Annotated in this window: 16 protein-coding genes and 2 other annotated features; all 16 genes read right to left on the bottom strand. The window is 40.2% G+C overall.

Translation table 11 applies throughout. From position 1 onward, the window contains the following. Nucleotides 1-125: 125 nt before the first annotated feature. On the bottom strand, nt 126-1,211 hold the full coding sequence (locus tag A6749_RS05360; protein WP_066386023.1) for a M42 family metallopeptidase: 1,086 nt from the start codon (nt 1,209-1,211) through the stop codon (nt 126-128). Nucleotides 1,212-1,541: 330 nt separating this feature from the next. Continuing rightward, nucleotides 1,542-1,973, bottom strand: coding sequence for a universal stress protein (locus A6749_RS05365; protein ID WP_066386024.1), 432 nt, complete (start codon nt 1,971-1,973; stop codon nt 1,542-1,544). 118 nt (nt 1,974-2,091) lie between these two features. Continuing rightward, a complete protein-coding gene (gene dut / locus A6749_RS05370; protein ID WP_066386025.1) occupies nt 2,092-2,529 on the bottom strand; it encodes a dUTP diphosphatase in 438 nt (145 codons plus the stop codon). Nucleotides 2,530-2,531: 2 nt separating this feature from the next. Next, nucleotides 2,532-2,807 carry a DUF1294 domain-containing protein gene (locus A6749_RS05375; protein ID WP_066386026.1) on the bottom strand — a complete coding sequence of 92 codons (276 nt, stop codon included), beginning with the start codon at nt 2,805-2,807 and terminating at the stop codon, nt 2,532-2,534. 66 nt (nt 2,808-2,873) lie between these two features. Continuing rightward, entirely contained in the window at nt 2,874-3,233 is a 360-nt protein-coding gene (rplT, locus tag A6749_RS05380) for a 50S ribosomal protein L20 (protein ID WP_066386027.1), read from the bottom strand. A 35-nt stretch (nt 3,234-3,268) separates the two neighbouring features. Then, the gene (gene rpmI / locus A6749_RS05385) at nt 3,269-3,469 is read right to left on the bottom strand and encodes a 50S ribosomal protein L35 (RefSeq protein ID WP_066386028.1); all 201 of its coding nucleotides are present in this window, start codon (nt 3,467-3,469) and stop codon (nt 3,269-3,271) included. Between the two features lie 16 nt (nt 3,470-3,485). Beyond that, on the bottom strand, nt 3,486-3,989 hold the full coding sequence (gene infC / locus A6749_RS05390; protein ID WP_066386029.1) for a translation initiation factor IF-3: 504 nt from the start codon (nt 3,987-3,989) through the stop codon (nt 3,486-3,488). Nucleotides 3,990-4,138: 149 nt separating this feature from the next. Further along, nucleotides 4,139-4,269, bottom strand: a sequence feature (ribosomal protein L20 leader region). A 162-nt stretch (nt 4,270-4,431) separates the two neighbouring features. Continuing rightward, nucleotides 4,432-6,366, bottom strand: a complete 1,935-nt coding sequence (gene thrS / locus A6749_RS05395; protein WP_066386030.1) for a threonine--tRNA ligase — start codon at nt 6,364-6,366, stop codon at nt 4,432-4,434. Between the two features lie 65 nt (nt 6,367-6,431). Then, nucleotides 6,432-6,685, bottom strand: a binding site (T-box leader). Nucleotides 6,686-6,773: 88 nt separating this feature from the next. Continuing rightward, the gene (ytxC, locus tag A6749_RS05400; protein WP_066386031.1) at nt 6,774-7,652 is read right to left on the bottom strand and encodes a putative sporulation protein YtxC; all 879 of its coding nucleotides are present in this window, start codon (nt 7,650-7,652) and stop codon (nt 6,774-6,776) included. A 334-nt stretch (nt 7,653-7,986) separates the two neighbouring features. Continuing rightward, on the bottom strand, nt 7,987-8,916 hold the full coding sequence (dnaI, locus tag A6749_RS05405; RefSeq protein ID WP_066386032.1) for a primosomal protein DnaI: 930 nt from the start codon (nt 8,914-8,916) through the stop codon (nt 7,987-7,989). Between the two features lie 13 nt (nt 8,917-8,929). Next, on the bottom strand, nt 8,930-10,330 hold the full coding sequence (locus tag A6749_RS05410) for a replication initiation and membrane attachment family protein (RefSeq protein WP_066386033.1): 1,401 nt from the start codon (nt 10,328-10,330) through the stop codon (nt 8,930-8,932). Between the two features lie 55 nt (nt 10,331-10,385). Beyond that, nucleotides 10,386-10,847, bottom strand: coding sequence for a transcriptional regulator NrdR (gene nrdR / locus A6749_RS05415; RefSeq protein WP_066386034.1), 462 nt, complete (start codon nt 10,845-10,847; stop codon nt 10,386-10,388). 108 nt (nt 10,848-10,955) lie between these two features. Then, on the bottom strand, nt 10,956-11,351 hold the full coding sequence (locus A6749_RS05420) for a hypothetical protein (RefSeq protein ID WP_066386035.1): 396 nt from the start codon (nt 11,349-11,351) through the stop codon (nt 10,956-10,958). Between the two features lie 116 nt (nt 11,352-11,467). Next, on the bottom strand, nt 11,468-12,502 hold the full coding sequence (locus A6749_RS05425) for a glyceraldehyde-3-phosphate dehydrogenase (RefSeq protein WP_066386036.1): 1,035 nt from the start codon (nt 12,500-12,502) through the stop codon (nt 11,468-11,470). Nucleotides 12,503-12,696: 194 nt separating this feature from the next. Beyond that, a complete protein-coding gene (coaE, locus tag A6749_RS05430; RefSeq protein WP_066386037.1) occupies nt 12,697-13,296 on the bottom strand; it encodes a dephospho-CoA kinase in 600 nt (199 codons plus the stop codon). A 21-nt stretch (nt 13,297-13,317) separates the two neighbouring features. Beyond that, nucleotides 13,318-13,953 carry a sporulation membrane protein YtaF gene (gene ytaF, locus A6749_RS05435; RefSeq protein ID WP_066386038.1) on the bottom strand — a complete coding sequence of 212 codons (636 nt, stop codon included), beginning with the start codon at nt 13,951-13,953 and terminating at the stop codon, nt 13,318-13,320. Between the last annotated feature and the right edge of the window lie 64 nt (nt 13,954-14,017).

Below are 14,017 nucleotides of genomic sequence, written 5' to 3' on the forward strand. Positions count from 1 at the left end.
AAGCTGATCCAATATCAAGAAAGGATCAGCTTTTTTCATTTTATGCCCCATACTTTATACTTCGACTTTTTGACCATGTTCTATAAGATACACAACCCCGATTCAAAGGACCAAGACAGAAAAAATTATTCAAACGTAATCTTATCAACGGTCTCACGATCAAGACGTTTAATCACTTCAACAATTAACTTCACAGCATTTTCAAAATCATCACGGTGAAGCATAGCTGCATGGGAATGAATATAACGGGTTGCAATCGTAATTGCCAGTGCCGGTACACCATTATGAGTTAAATGGATTGAACCTGCATCTGTACCGCCCCCTGGAATGGACTCGAATTGATAAGGAATATTCAACTCATCCGCAACATCAGTAACAAAATCGCGCAAGCCTTTGTGAGATACCATTGACGCATCGTACACCACGATTTGCGGACCTTTGCCCATTTTACTCATTGCTTCTTTTTCTGAAATTCCCGGAGTATCTCCAGCAATACCAACGTCAACAGCGAATCCGATATCCGGCTCAATTTTGTATGTAGCTGTTTTTGCGCCTCGAAGACCTACTTCTTCCTGTACGGCCCCAACGCCATAAACAACGTTCGGATGCTCGACACCTTCCAGCTGCTTCAAGACATCAATCGCAATTGCACAGCCGATGCGGTTATCCCAGGCTTTTGCCAGCAGCATCTTCTCATTATTCATGACGGTAAATTCAAAGTAAGGTACTACCATATCGCCGGGACGGACACCCCATCCTTCAGCTTCTTCTTGGCTGGCTGCACCGATATCAATGAACATATCTTTAATCTCGACTGGTTTCTTGCGTGCTTCCGGTGATAATATATGCGGTGGTTTTGAGCCAATCACTCCGGTTACATCGCCTTTTCTAGTTACGATTGTCACTCGCTGGGCGAGCATAACCTGGCCCCACCAGCCGCCAACAGGCTGGAAGCGCAAGAATCCTTTATCATCAATTTTCGTAACCATGAAGCCGACTTCATCCAAGTGGCCGGCCACCATAATTTTTGGACCGCCTTCTTTTCCGACCTTCTTTGCAATCAAGCTGCCAAGACCGTCGGTTGTGATTTCATCCGCAAATGGCTCTATGTACTTCTTCATAACATCGCGCACTTCACGCTCGTTACCGGGTATTCCTTTAGCATCGGTTAAATCCTTCAGCATGGTCAATGTTTCGTCTAACTTTGCCATTTGTTTGCCCCCTTTTTCTACTATATGTAACCGTATTAATTATATCGAAGTTCAAAATAGTTTTACAAATTTTTCGCGAATCGTTATTTTATTGTCTTAGATAATTTACTTCGTTTTTATTAAAAATATGTCTTTGTCCTGGAGGGAAATTGACGGGGATGATTATTATATGGGGGACTCTCTACTTGTGTAGAAATTCTTTCAGAGTGAAAATTATAATAGAAGAAGTATTTCGTGCAAGAAAAAGAGGATATATGCCTTACTTAATGGACATATTATCCTCGTCCTATTTTTGTATGTTTAACCTCCACATTTTTTTATTAAAGGCGGTTATTTTACAATTAATACTGGGCATGTAGCCTTTTGCACTACGTGATGGCTGACACTTCCCAAATGCAATTCCTTTAGTACGCTTAACCCCCTGCTCCCCATGATAATAAGGTCTGAACCATTTTGCTTTACAAATTCCAAAATCATTTGCGGTGGATTTCCATCTAATACAATAGTTCGCGTTCTATTTGGAAGCGATGCTAATTTTTCCTTTATCGTGGTTTGTAATTCCGCTGCGGCTTTACGTTGGGTTTCCTGCTCGAGTTCAAGGTTATAGACAGGCTTTCCTGTAATTTCTTTGTTGACTACGGTAAGCACATCCAATTCAATTCTTTTATCCTGTTCTGTAAGCTTTATAGCCATTTCCAAGGCTTTTTGACTTAATGCTGAACCATCATAAGGTACTACTATTCTCGAATAAACAGTTAACATAACTGCCAACTCCCTTATAAACTTTTGTGATTACTACTTTTATTATACATAAGGAAGCTTTTACATCTGTTACAAATATTTATCAAAATTAGGCAATTTAGTGACAATAATTTTCATATTATTTAACACCGGAGGATCCAAAGCCTCCTGCGCCTCTCTTAGAATCAGATAACTCTTCAACTTGAGCAATATGTACTCTTGCAACCGGGGCTATCACCATTTGGGCGATTCTCATTTGTTTTTCTATTTTAAAGTCTTTTTTTCCATGATTGATTAATATGACTTTTATTTCCCCTCTGTAACCTTCGTCGATCGTACCAGGACTATTTAATACAGTTACTGAGTGTTTCAATGCTAAGCCGCTTCTTGGCCTTACCTGCGCTTCAGTGCCTTCAGGAAGCTCTATAATAATCCCTGTACTAATCAATTCCGCTTCTCCTGGTTTAATCAGCTTTTCTTCAGCAGCAAACAAATCTAATCCTGCATCTCCTGGATTAGCCTGAAATGGTAATTTAGCATCCTCATTTATTAATTTAACTTTTAAGTTATAAGCCATGGTTAAAACACTCCTATTATTTTTAAAAAAAGAACTATTTCAATAAGGGCAAGAATCGGAAAACCCATTTTAAAGCCAATATGCTTTGTTTTATGCCGGAAAAATTGCATCCCTGCCGTAGACCCAACAGCGCCTCCAAATAGCGCAACAAGCCATAATGTCCTTTCCCTTATTCGGTATTGATGCATTTTCGCCCGCCTTTTGTCAGCGCCCATGATCCAAAAACCAGCAATATTCATGATTATAAGAGCCGCTGATAATAAAGTTTGTCCATTCATTCCCTGGCCCCCCTCTCCCTTATAGAAAAAGCCATCCTCATCATTGAGAATGGCCTTTATAAAAAATTATTTGTTTAATTGTGCTTTTGCAGCATCTGCTAATTGGTTGAATGCATTAGCATCGCTTACTGCTAATTCAGAAAGCATCTTGCGGTTTACTTCGATACCAGCAAGCTTTAAACCATGCATTAAACGGCTGTAAGATAGACCGTTCATACGAGCAGCTGCATTGATACGAGTGATCCAAAGTTTGCGGAAATCACGCTTTTTCTGACGACGATCACGATAAGCGTAGTTGTATGATTTCATAACCTGTTGGTTAGCAACTTTGTATAATGTATGTTTTGAACCGAAATAACCTTTAGCTAATTTAAGAACTTTTTTACGACGTCTGCGAGTAACTGTACCGCCTTTTACACGTGGCATTGATTTTCCCTCCTAAATAAATCGAGACTTTCGAATTACTTCATGTTAGTTAATAAAGAACGAATGCGTTTGAAATCGCCAGATGAAACCATAGATGATTTACGTAATTTACGTTTTGCTTTTGTAGATTTGTTTGCGAATAAGTGGCTAGTATAAGCGTGGTCACGCTTTAATTTACCAGATCCAGTTTTTTTGAAACGCTTTGCAGCGCCGCGGTGTGTTTTCATTTTTGGCATTGGGATATCCTCCTTATTACTTTTCGATTTTCGGTGCTAAAACGAGGAACATGCTGCGGCCTTCCATTTTAGGATGTGACTCAATTGCAGCTACTTCCTTGCACTCTTGGGCAAACCGATCTAATACCTTCTGACCGATTTCTTTATGGGTAATCGCACGACCCTTAAAACGGATAGAAGCTTTTACCTTATCGCCTTTTTCCAAGAACTTAATGGCATTACGAAGCTTTGTATTAAAGTCATGCTCATCAATTGTTGGACTTAAACGTACTTCTTTAGTGGTAATGATTTTTTGATTTTTTCGAGCTTCTTTTTCTTTCTTTTGCTGCTCGAATTTAAATTTGCCGTAGTCCATAATCCGGGCTACCGGAGGCTTTGCATTTGCTGCCACAAGCACTAAATCAAGATTCACTCTTCCGGCAATCTCCAGCGCTTCGTTTTTCGACTTGATTCCTAATTGTTCGCCGTTTTGATCAATCAGGCGGACTTCACGAGCGCGAATACCCTCATTTACCAACATGTCTTTGCTAATAGTTAGCCACCTCCAAGGTTTAATCACGAATACAGCTTGGGTCAAGATATCTGACAGGCCTACACTTCCAACCTGACTACTGACACTATATTGTTTGAACAGGTTGATTATGTTTTTGCAATCTAGTAAGAAGAATGGCAAATAAAAAAGTGCGGATGAATGCACCCACACTTACGAACATAGTTAAAAACTAAAAGTCCATGTTAAACCTGGCAACTGCTTTATATAGCGTCAATCAGGTGAGAAGCGGGTGCTTCTTCTTTTCCCCAAAATTTGTATTCAATTTTTATACCTTAGCTACTATATCATATTGAAAGACGGAATGTCAAATGAACTTAATTACGACAACGAAATTTATTTTAACAAGAAACAAAAAATTATTCAACCATTTTTTTAAAACAAAAAGGGAGCCTGAAGCCCCCTTTCATAATTAACCTCTATTAACTTCCGCTTTAAGTGCTGCTGTGAAGTCGGCAAAAGCCATTGTTTCTGAGTTTTGTTCGCCGTATTTTCGGACGTTGACGGCGTTTTCAGCCGCTTCTTTATCACCCACGACGAGCATATATGGGATTTTTTGCATTTGTGCTTCGCGGATCTTGTAGCCGATTTTTTCATTACGGCCATCCAACTCAACACGGAAGCCTGCTGCTTTTAGCTGCTCTTGAATTTTTCTTGCATAATCATAATGAGCATCCAGGGATACCGGAATCACTTGAACTTGTACCGGTGCAAGCCATGTTGGGAATGCCCCTTTATATTCCTCAATCAGGTATGCGACAAAGCGTTCCATTGTGGAAACAACTCCGCGGTGGATTACTACCGGGCGATGCTGTTTGCCGTCTTCACCGACATAAGTCAAATCGAAACGTTCAGGCAGCAAGAAATCAAGCTGAACAGTGGAAAGTGTCTCGTCTTTGCCTAAGGCAGTTCTTACTTGAACATCTAGCTTCGGACCATAGAAAGCTGCTTCTCCTTCAGCCTCAAAATAGTCAAGACCAAGATCGTCCATTGCTTCCTTCAGCATGCTTTGGGCTTTTTCCCACATTGCATCATCATTAAAGTATTTCTCTGTATCTTGTGGATCGCGATAGGATAAACGGAAGGAATAATCCTTAATATCAAAATCCTTATAAACCTCAAGAATCAATTGAACAACCCGTTGGAATTCTTCCTTAATTTGATCTGGACGGACAAAGATATGGGCATCGTTTAGAGTCATTCCGCGAACACGCTGTAATCCGGATAAGGCACCGGACATTTCATAACGGTGCATTGTGCCAAGCTCAGCAATACGAATTGGGAGCTCACGATAGCTGTGAATCGCATTTTTAAACACCATCATATGATGCGGACAGTTCATAGGGCGAAGCACCAATTGTTCATTGTCCATATCCATAACCGGGAACATATCTTCATGGTAATGATCCCAGTGACCAGAAGTCTTATAAAGCTCCACATTGGCCATGATTGGTGTATACACATGGTCATAGCCTAAGCTGATTTCTTTATCAACAATATAACGCTCAACAATACGGCGGATTGTTGCACCTTTAGGAAGCCACAGCGGCAGCCCCTGGCCGACTTTTTGGGAAGTCGTAAAAAGGTCAAGTTCTTTTCCAAGCTTGCGGTGGTCACGCTCCTTTGCCTCTTCAAGCAAACGAAGGTGCTCCTCTAATTCTTCTTTTTTGAAAAAGGCTGTACCGTATACGCGCTGCAGCATTTTATTATTACTGTCACCGCGCCAATAAGCACCGGCAATGCTTAATAATTTAAATACTTTAATTTTCCCTGTTGATGGCACGTGTACACCGCGGCAAAGGTCAAAGAATTCTCCCTGCTCGTAGATTGTTACCGTTTCATCTTCAGGAATAGCTTCAATGAGTTCCAGCTTGTACTCGTCGCCGATCTCTTTAAAAAGCTGGACAGCTTCCGCCCGGCTTACTTCTTTACGGACAACTTCAAGGTTTTCACCCACGATTTTTGCCATTTCCTTTTCGATTTTTGGCAGGTCTTCTGGAGTTAAGGACTCTTCTAAATCCATATCATAATAGAATCCACCTTCAATTACAGGACCAACACCAAACTTTGTATTGGGATAAAGTCTTTTCACCGCCTGCGCCATTAAATGGGCAGTACTATGGCGAAGTACTTCTAATCCTTCCGGCGAATCTTGGGTCACAATTTCTATTGCCCCGTTTTCTAGGATTGGACGGCGAAGATCATACATTTTTCCATTCCATTTGCCGGCAATTGCCTTTTTCTTCAGTCCTGGGCTGATGGATGCAGCAATATCTTCGGTTGTTGTTCCTTTAGGAAACTCCTTTATTGCTCCATCGGGAAACGAAATTTTCACAACGTCTGACATTTTAATTCCTCCTTTTTAATTCGGCGTTAAAAACGCTCAGAAAAATAAAAAAACCCGTCCCTGTGAATAGGGACGAGTTATTATTAACACGTGGTTCCACCCAAATTTTTCAACTTCAGCAAGCATGGCTGCGAATGAAATTGACTTTGGTCAGGTAACGGCTTGAGACCGTCAACAATTACTTGTATCTTTGAAAAAAGAACGTTCACTGCTGAAGTTTAAAGGCGGTAAGTATTCTTTCGTGTTAGGAGACTTTCAGCCGCGGCCTCCCTCTCTAAAAACCGTAAACAAATACTGTTGTCCTTATCATTACTTTTTACTACGATAAATAACTATGTACGTTATTATAATGATTAAATATTAAAAAATCAACTTCATACGCACATTTTTTTAATCCTTTTTTACTTTTAGGCTTGTTTCTCATTGGAAGTATTGTCCGTATTTGAATTTCTTAACTCCCGCAGTGCCTGATAAGACTTGATCATCACTCTCTCCTCAAAAATATTTTTGATTGTTCTAACCAATGGTGCCTCGGCATTTTTGGTGTAAAGAAAGATTTTCGTCGGAGCCAGAGACAACAGCGGGGCAATCGAGGCAGAATCAATATAAACTGGATGATTCACCAAAAGCTTTCGGTCAATCATTTTCGCTAATTCCCCTCGTTTAATTTCTACAAATTGTTCATCATAGAACGTGATATCATCATCTAACAGCAAATGCAGCACTCTTCTTTTCGGTTCACGATCCGCCAAAAACTCACGGAGCATATGAACAAACATTTGATACTCCTGCTCCAATTTGTATTCATCAATTGATATCTCGACATAGTTTTCAAGCAGCTGCAAATAAGAGCGCAGCCGGAATTTCAAAAACGAATCAAATGAAAATGAGACATTATCACGGAAAACATGATCAATCGCCTCCCGAACGACCGGATCTAAATTGGTTTCTTTTAAGAAAACGGATAAGTCTTCACGCTGGCCGTCCATTATAGAATAAAGAATCTCAAGGATTTGCTGCTGCTCCTCAATGTCCTCAAAGTAATAATGATTTCTCAAAATGTCCCTTAGCCAATCATCCCGTTTGATATTCGTAACGAACTCATAAAAGGCATTTTTAACCGCCTCTTGTTTATCATTGGTGAAAGAAGAATTAAAAAGCTTTACTATATGTCGATCTTCAATCAGAAGAATATTTTCATAGTCCGGATCATTGTTTAACCACTTCTGCAAATAGTTAAAAAACCGAATTGCATCCACCCTATTTTGGAAGATGATTTCAACCAACCAAATCCCCCCTTTTACCAAAATCTCTGTTTTAAATATATATGGGGGACTTGACCAAAATAGACTAGAAAAGCGTAAGCGCCCGTTTAGCAACGTATGGGCTCCTCGAAAAAGCTAACGCTTTTTCTTCGTGCGATGCTCATGCTGTCGTAGCCTTCCTTCTGGAGCACTTCTACTGAGATAAAGGAAACACGATGAGCGAAGCGAATCGATGTTGACTTATCGTAGGGAAAAGAGCGAAGCATACTAGTTGCTGGGCGCTGGAGCTGGACAATACATTAGAAAAAGGACTGCCTGAAAACTCTGGCAATCCTGATAAAAATAATTATTTTATTTAACTTCGGCGGTTCGGCCCCTCTACAAGGACTGGTTCGCTGATCGCACGGATTCTTTCCATTAATCTTCGAGCTTTCATTTTTTCCTCTTCACCGCGCTGACTATGAGCCAAATGATGCTCCAATCCCTGCAGGTCAAAATTGGAGGTAAAAAAGGTAGGCAGGCTTTCCAGCATCCGAAACTGCAAGATTGGACCCAATACTTCGTCTCTCGTCCAGCTCGAAACCGACTCCGCTCCAATATCATCAAGCATTAATATCGGTTCTTTCTTGAGCGCCTCGATTTTTTCACTTAAAGTCGAATCGGCAATGGAGCTTTTCATTTCTCTAAATAATTCAGGAACGTAGACAATCATCGATGAGATTTGTTTCTTGGCTAATTTATTCGCAATAGCTCCTAATAAATACGATTTTCCGACCCCAAACTTTCCGTAGAAATATAGGCCTTTGATTGGTTTTCCCAGCTCATAATTCATTAAAAAGGCAGCAGCTTTTTTAACCGCATCGATTCTATCAGCATCCTGTTCAAAATCCTCAAACGTTGCGGACAGAATATCCTTTGGAACATGTAAGCTTTTAATCAGCTTTTCATTCTTTTTCTTTTCATCATCCATAACTTTCCTTGGACAGCGGTCATAACGGATATCAATGGAATTTCTTGTTAGCACTAATTCCGGATGGTATCCCTTCATCATATTGATACAGCCGTCAAGACTTTCACATTTGCTGCATTCTTTGCTTTGATTGATATATTCATAAAGCTTATTCAGGCTTTTCTCAACCATTTCCGCATTGATATGACCTTGGTTTTCCCTGATAAAAGCTTTGATATCGGGATTTTCGAGGATTTCCCGCCGCATTTGTTCATACCGCTTTTGAAAATTTTCATTTGAGGCTAACCGTTTCAGTGTTTGATTTATTTTTTCCATGACAATTCACCACCTAGTCATCAAATGCCTTCAGCATTTCTTCAATTTCCCGTTTTTTCGCCTCTAAGTCGTTATTATTTGCCTTTTTCGGGTTTCCCTGTTGTTTGGACGGTGCTTCATCAAACCATTCCGGCAGCAGTTCCGTACGTATTGGTTTTTGCTTTGTCCCTTTATTGCCTGTCTTTTTGTTTTCCGCCCAACTTAGATAAGTGCGGTACTCCTTCTTGGCAAGGTCCATTGCTTCTTTAACCGTTTTTATTTGAAGCCTCGCCCAGTGGCTGGCGATCTTTTCAACATATCCCTTTGTCAGTTTCATCTCATTCCGGAGCATGACAAAATGCAGCAATACATTAATCACGCCTGGCAGGAGTTTTTGTTTAAACATTACATCTTCTATAATCTGGATATCCGATTTAGAAGGTTCTGCCCCTCCGGAAATGTCTTTCAAAAACTGTAATGGGGAGGTTATTTCCAAATAGCGGATAAATTTCTCTTCCTTCGTTTTTGGTTCTGCAGCCTGGACCCGGTGTGCAGCTGGCTGACTCCGTTCAACTAGACTCGGCAGCTGGTCATAGTTGACAAATTGATACCAGTCCCGCGCCCCTTTTCGCAGTTCCTCAACATCAATCTCGCTTGATTCATTTACAGCGCTTAAAACGATGTTTTTCATTTGGATCGGGTCAATACTATAAAGAAACGCCAGATTGCTGATTACCTCTTTCACCTTTGGCGTTAAAGCTTTTTTAGGGACTAGAGATTCATTCAGACCAGCCATTAATAATTGAAAATCAAAAGAATTCGTATCAATTTGAATTTCTCTCTGTTCATGACGTCCAATAAATCGTTCATTTTCCTCGATGTCTAAATCACTTGAAGCATCTTGAAGATACTGCATCCTTTCCGGAGTTTCTGAGGCAAACACATCCTGAAACGCCTTCGTGATGTCAACGAATCCGTTTCCCTTAGGAATCTGTTGATCCGTAAAAAAACGCTTTAAGCGTGCAAAATGATTTTTTCCTATTTTTCGATATAGATATATATTTAACATCCCATCTAAAAAAAACTGTTCCGGTGAAAGCGGCGGGTACAGCTCATAAATAAAGGAGCGCTCCCCGTCCTCTGTGTTGACATAAGTTTTTAACAGTCCAATACCTTCAAGTTTCATCCTTGCCTCGTATATTTGCTTTAAATTCATCCCCAATAGATTCATTAATAAGTGGTGTGTCGATGATTCGGCCCATAAGCGGTTTTCCTCAAGCTCTGACCATAGCGTCATATATAAGCTGTAGCAGGTTGAACCAATTAAGGGCTGGTACAAGAACGTCAGCACTTTGCGGTCATATTCATGGAGCAGCCCGTTTGCCGATACAATATAACGATCAATCGGAAGAATTTCCTGCCAATGCTGCGCCATACTTTTTCACCTTTCCTTTTGGAATAAAAAAGGAGCCAAAGCCCCCTTTTGCTCCTTATGATTTTTCTTTTTTTATTAATTCTTTTAATTCCTCAATAAACACATTAATATCTTTAAATTGGCGGTACACGGAGGCAAAGCGGACATATGCCACCTCATCGACATGGGCTAGTCTGTCCATGACCATTTCCCCGATTGCCTCACTCTTTATTTCTGAAATCCCCTGACTGCGGAGCTCCTTCTCAACACCATGTGTAATGTCTTCTAATTCCTTTAGGGCTACCGGCCGCTTCTCACAAGCCTTGATCAAGCCCCTTAATATTTTATCGCGGCTGAATTCTTCCCTAGTTCCTTCTTTTTTAACGACAATTAAGGGAATTTCTTCGATTTTTTCAAAAGTTGTAAATCTGTAGCCGCATTCTTCGCATTCCCGTCTCCTTCTTGTGGCTCGTCCTTCATCAACCGGTCGAGAATCTAGTACACGAGTACCATAGTGCTGACATGAAGGGCATTTCATTGTATAATCAACTCCAACTCTTAACTACAAAATTCCCTGACAAAATCCGATAGTTTTCTTACTCCTATCTTATAAAAAAGTGAACGTTTGGACAAGTAGAAGTATCTATTAATTTCTTTTTGTCCCGATATTCGTATGTAATTGGTTAAGCTTGTTAAAGTATGAGTTGATTCGTTTTCTCAAATCAGGATAAATCCCTAGCAGCGAAAACTTTTCAGATGAAATCGCAAAGTCAACGGCTGTTTCCATAGGTCTAACGGAAACAACTGTCGCCACAAGGAAACAGGAAAATGGTTTGCTGACTTCAATAGCCAGTTCGCCGCGCTCTTTAGAAACGGTTGAGATTCGGCAATCCGCATCATCGCGGAACATTTTTTCAACCGAATCAAACACCTGATTAAAGGTTGCTTTATAGTAATGGGTTTTTAACACATCATCGGCTTGATGATCGGAAGTCTCAATTTCTTTTTTAAAACGAGTGAATAAACCAAGCAGTAACGCCATGGGCCCCCTCCTCCAAATAATATGTATTACTATGTATTATAAAGCATTAGCGGAAAAATATAAAAAGAGGTGTACACAAATACACCTCTTAACTGATTTCTGTTTAAAATTATTATTTAATTAGCCACTTTTACTTGGGACATTTTCGCCATTTCTGCAGCAACGAATAGACTTAAGTCAACAACACGTGTAGAGTAGCCCCATTCATTATCATACCAAGCAAGGACTTTTACTTTTCTAGTTCCCATAACCATTGTTGATAAGCCATCGATCGTTGCGGAAGCTTCATTTGTATTGAAATCAATCGATACTAAAGGTTCCAAAGTGAAATCTAAAATTCCTTTTAATTGACCATCAGCAGCCTCGATAAAGGCATTGTTAACATCATCAACAGTCACGTCTGTTTTCAGATCTACCACTAAATCAACAAGCGACACATTTGGTGTAGGAACACGAAGCGCCATTCCATGTAATTTTCCTTTTAATTGCGGCAGCACAAGTGATAATGCTTTTGCCGCACCAGTGGTAGTCGGAATGATTGATTGTCCGCATGCACGGGCTCTTCGTAAATCTTTATGTGGATTATCTATGTTCTTTTGATCATTGGTATAAGCATGAACAGTGGTCATTAAACCGCTTTCGATTCCAAACTTCTCATCTAACACTTTGGCCACAGGCGCAAGGCAATTGGTTGTACAAGATGCGTTAGAAATAACATCATGCTCTTCGATATTAAGCGCCTCTTCGTTTACACCCATTACGATTGTTACATCTTCATTTTTACCTGGTGCTGTTAAAATAACCTTTTTAGCCCCAGCTTCTAAATGCAGTGCTGCTTTTTCCCGTGAATTAAATTTCCCGGTTGCTTCAATGACAATGTCAATTCCAAGCTCTCTCCATGGAAGTTGTTCAGGATTACGGTCGCTTAATAGTTTAACACGCTTGCCGTTAACTAGGATTTCATCATCTAAAGGAAGTACTTCTCCTTGGAAAATTCCATGATTGGAATCATATTTAATTAAATGAGCTAATGTTTCTGCCGGATAGCTCGCATTAATTGCTACAACCTCAAGTTTATCTTCAAGGATTGCTTGTCTAAAAACCATCCTTCCAATTCTCCCAAAACCATTAATTGCAATTCTCGCTTTCATTGTACGGCCCCTTCCGCATTAATGTTATACTTTTTATCTTGTTCTGTTGGTATTAGTATAACACATTTATATTTAATTGTGATGAATAAAAAGTGTATTTTTAAAATGTTTTTTTATTCAAAAAACGGTGTCAGGCACCATGTGAATTTCACATGGTGCCTGACACCGTTTAACGAAACTGTTTTATGCTATTTCTATTGAATTCCCCATTCTGCAAGGGTCTTCATGAGCTGGTTTTTCGTTTCTTCAATTGTGCCATTGTTATCGATTATTGCATCGGCTAAGCTTACTTTTTCAGATAAAGGCATTTGTGAATCGATTCTTGCTTTTGCGTCTGCTGGTGATAAGTTGTTTCGCTCCATTAGCCGCTTAAGCTGTGTTTCTTCGTCCACATATACAAGGATGGTTTTTTCGACCATGAAGGTTAATTTGCTTTCAAACAATAACGGTATATCAAGCACAATGACTTCTTCATTGGCGTTTTTCGCCTGGTCGATCTTTTCATTCATTTGCCTTCTAACTTCAGGATGAACAATTTGGTTTAGAAGCTGTCTTTTCTCTTCTTGGTGGAAAATAATGGAACCTAGCTTAGGCCTATCAATTTCTCCATTAGGAAGTAAAATCTCCCTGCCAAACTCAGCCACGATTTTTATATATGCCGGCTCACCATTTTGAACTGCAAGGCGTGCTTCCACGTCTGCGTCGATGACGGTTATCTTCATTTCCTTTAGCATATTAGATACTGTACTTTTTCCACTGGCAATCCCGCCTGTTAAACCGACAATTAATGTCATACTAATTTCCTTTCTAACCCATCAGATTTTCCAAATACCAATAATGATTAATAAAATCCCCGGCAGGAAGGTAAACCGCTGAACCCATTCAAACCGATGTAGATAACGGCCGCTTTTAATACCCATCAGCACAAACAGTGAGCTCATCACTGCAACCGCTGCAGCCAAATAGATCGGTGAAAACCCCAGCATTGCAGCCCCTATCCCCGCACCAAAGGAATCCAGCGATAATGCTAACCCTAACATCAGGGCCTCAATCCCTGTAATCGTTCCAGATTGGTCGAAATCGGCAGACATCGGTTTTTTCAAAATGTTAATGGCCAATCCAAGGGAACGTATTTCGAAATTTACAATTGTTTTTTCTTGCTTTAGAACTTCCTTTTCCTTGTCAGGGCGGAAAAATTGATACAAAACCCCCGCCCCTAAAGCTATTAAAATTAAGCCTCCAAGGCTTGCTGTTAACCTTGGTGATAATACTCTTTCAAGCCCATGTCCGATTGAGATGGCAATTAACATAGAAAGAGCCGAGCAGGTTGCAATAATTAGAACAGACTTAAGCGGCATAACCATTTTTCTTAAGCCATAGGTTAAGCCGACGCTAAAGCTGTCAAGACTTAGAGCAAAGGCTAAAATCAGAAGTGAGAATAATTGACTCATGTTGTCTAGGACTCCTTCCTGCAAAATCACTACGATAGTATATGGCAGGAGCCTATCCGGTGTG

Origin of the sequence: Neobacillus mesonae, assembly GCF_001636315.1 — a bacterium.
Classification (GTDB): domain Bacteria; phylum Bacillota; class Bacilli; order Bacillales; family Cytobacillaceae; genus Neobacillus; species Neobacillus mesonae.

Coding starts and splice junctions, on each gene's coding strand:
- A6749_RS05360 (WP_066386023.1), bottom strand. CDS start 1,211: ATGGCAAAGTTAGACGAAACATTGACCATGCTGAAGGATTTAACCGAT.
- A6749_RS05365 (WP_066386024.1), bottom strand. CDS start 1,973: ATGTTAACTGTTTATTCGAGAATAGTAGTACCTTATGATGGTTCAGCA.
- dut (WP_066386025.1), bottom strand. CDS start 2,529: ATGGCTTATAACTTAAAAGTTAAATTAATAAATGAGGATGCTAAATTA.
- A6749_RS05375 (WP_066386026.1), bottom strand. CDS start 2,807: ATGAATGGACAAACTTTATTATCAGCGGCTCTTATAATCATGAATATT.
- rplT (WP_066386027.1), bottom strand. CDS start 3,233: ATGCCACGTGTAAAAGGCGGTACAGTTACTCGCAGACGTCGTAAAAAA.
- rpmI (WP_066386028.1), bottom strand. CDS start 3,469: ATGCCAAAAATGAAAACACACCGCGGCGCTGCAAAGCGTTTCAAAAAA.
- infC (WP_066386029.1), bottom strand. CDS start 3,989: ATGTTGGTAAATGAGGGTATTCGCGCTCGTGAAGTCCGCCTGATTGAT.
- thrS (WP_066386030.1), bottom strand. CDS start 6,366: ATGTCAGACGTTGTGAAAATTTCGTTTCCCGATGGAGCAATAAAGGAG.
- dnaI (WP_066386032.1), bottom strand. CDS start 8,916: ATGGAAAAAATAAATCAAACACTGAAACGGTTAGCCTCAAATGAAAAT.
- A6749_RS05410 (WP_066386033.1), bottom strand. CDS start 10,330: ATGGCGCAGCATTGGCAGGAAATTCTTCCGATTGATCGTTATATTGTA.
- nrdR (WP_066386034.1), bottom strand. CDS start 10,847: ATGAAATGCCCTTCATGTCAGCACTATGGTACTCGTGTACTAGATTCT.
- A6749_RS05420 (WP_066386035.1), bottom strand. CDS start 11,351: ATGGCGTTACTGCTTGGTTTATTCACTCGTTTTAAAAAAGAAATTGAG.
- A6749_RS05425 (WP_066386036.1), bottom strand. CDS start 12,502: ATGAAAGCGAGAATTGCAATTAATGGTTTTGGGAGAATTGGAAGGATG.
- coaE (WP_066386037.1), bottom strand. CDS start 13,296: ATGACATTAATTGTCGGTTTAACAGGCGGGATTGCCAGTGGAAAAAGT.
- ytaF (WP_066386038.1), bottom strand. CDS start 13,953: ATGAGTCAATTATTCTCACTTCTGATTTTAGCCTTTGCTCTAAGTCTT.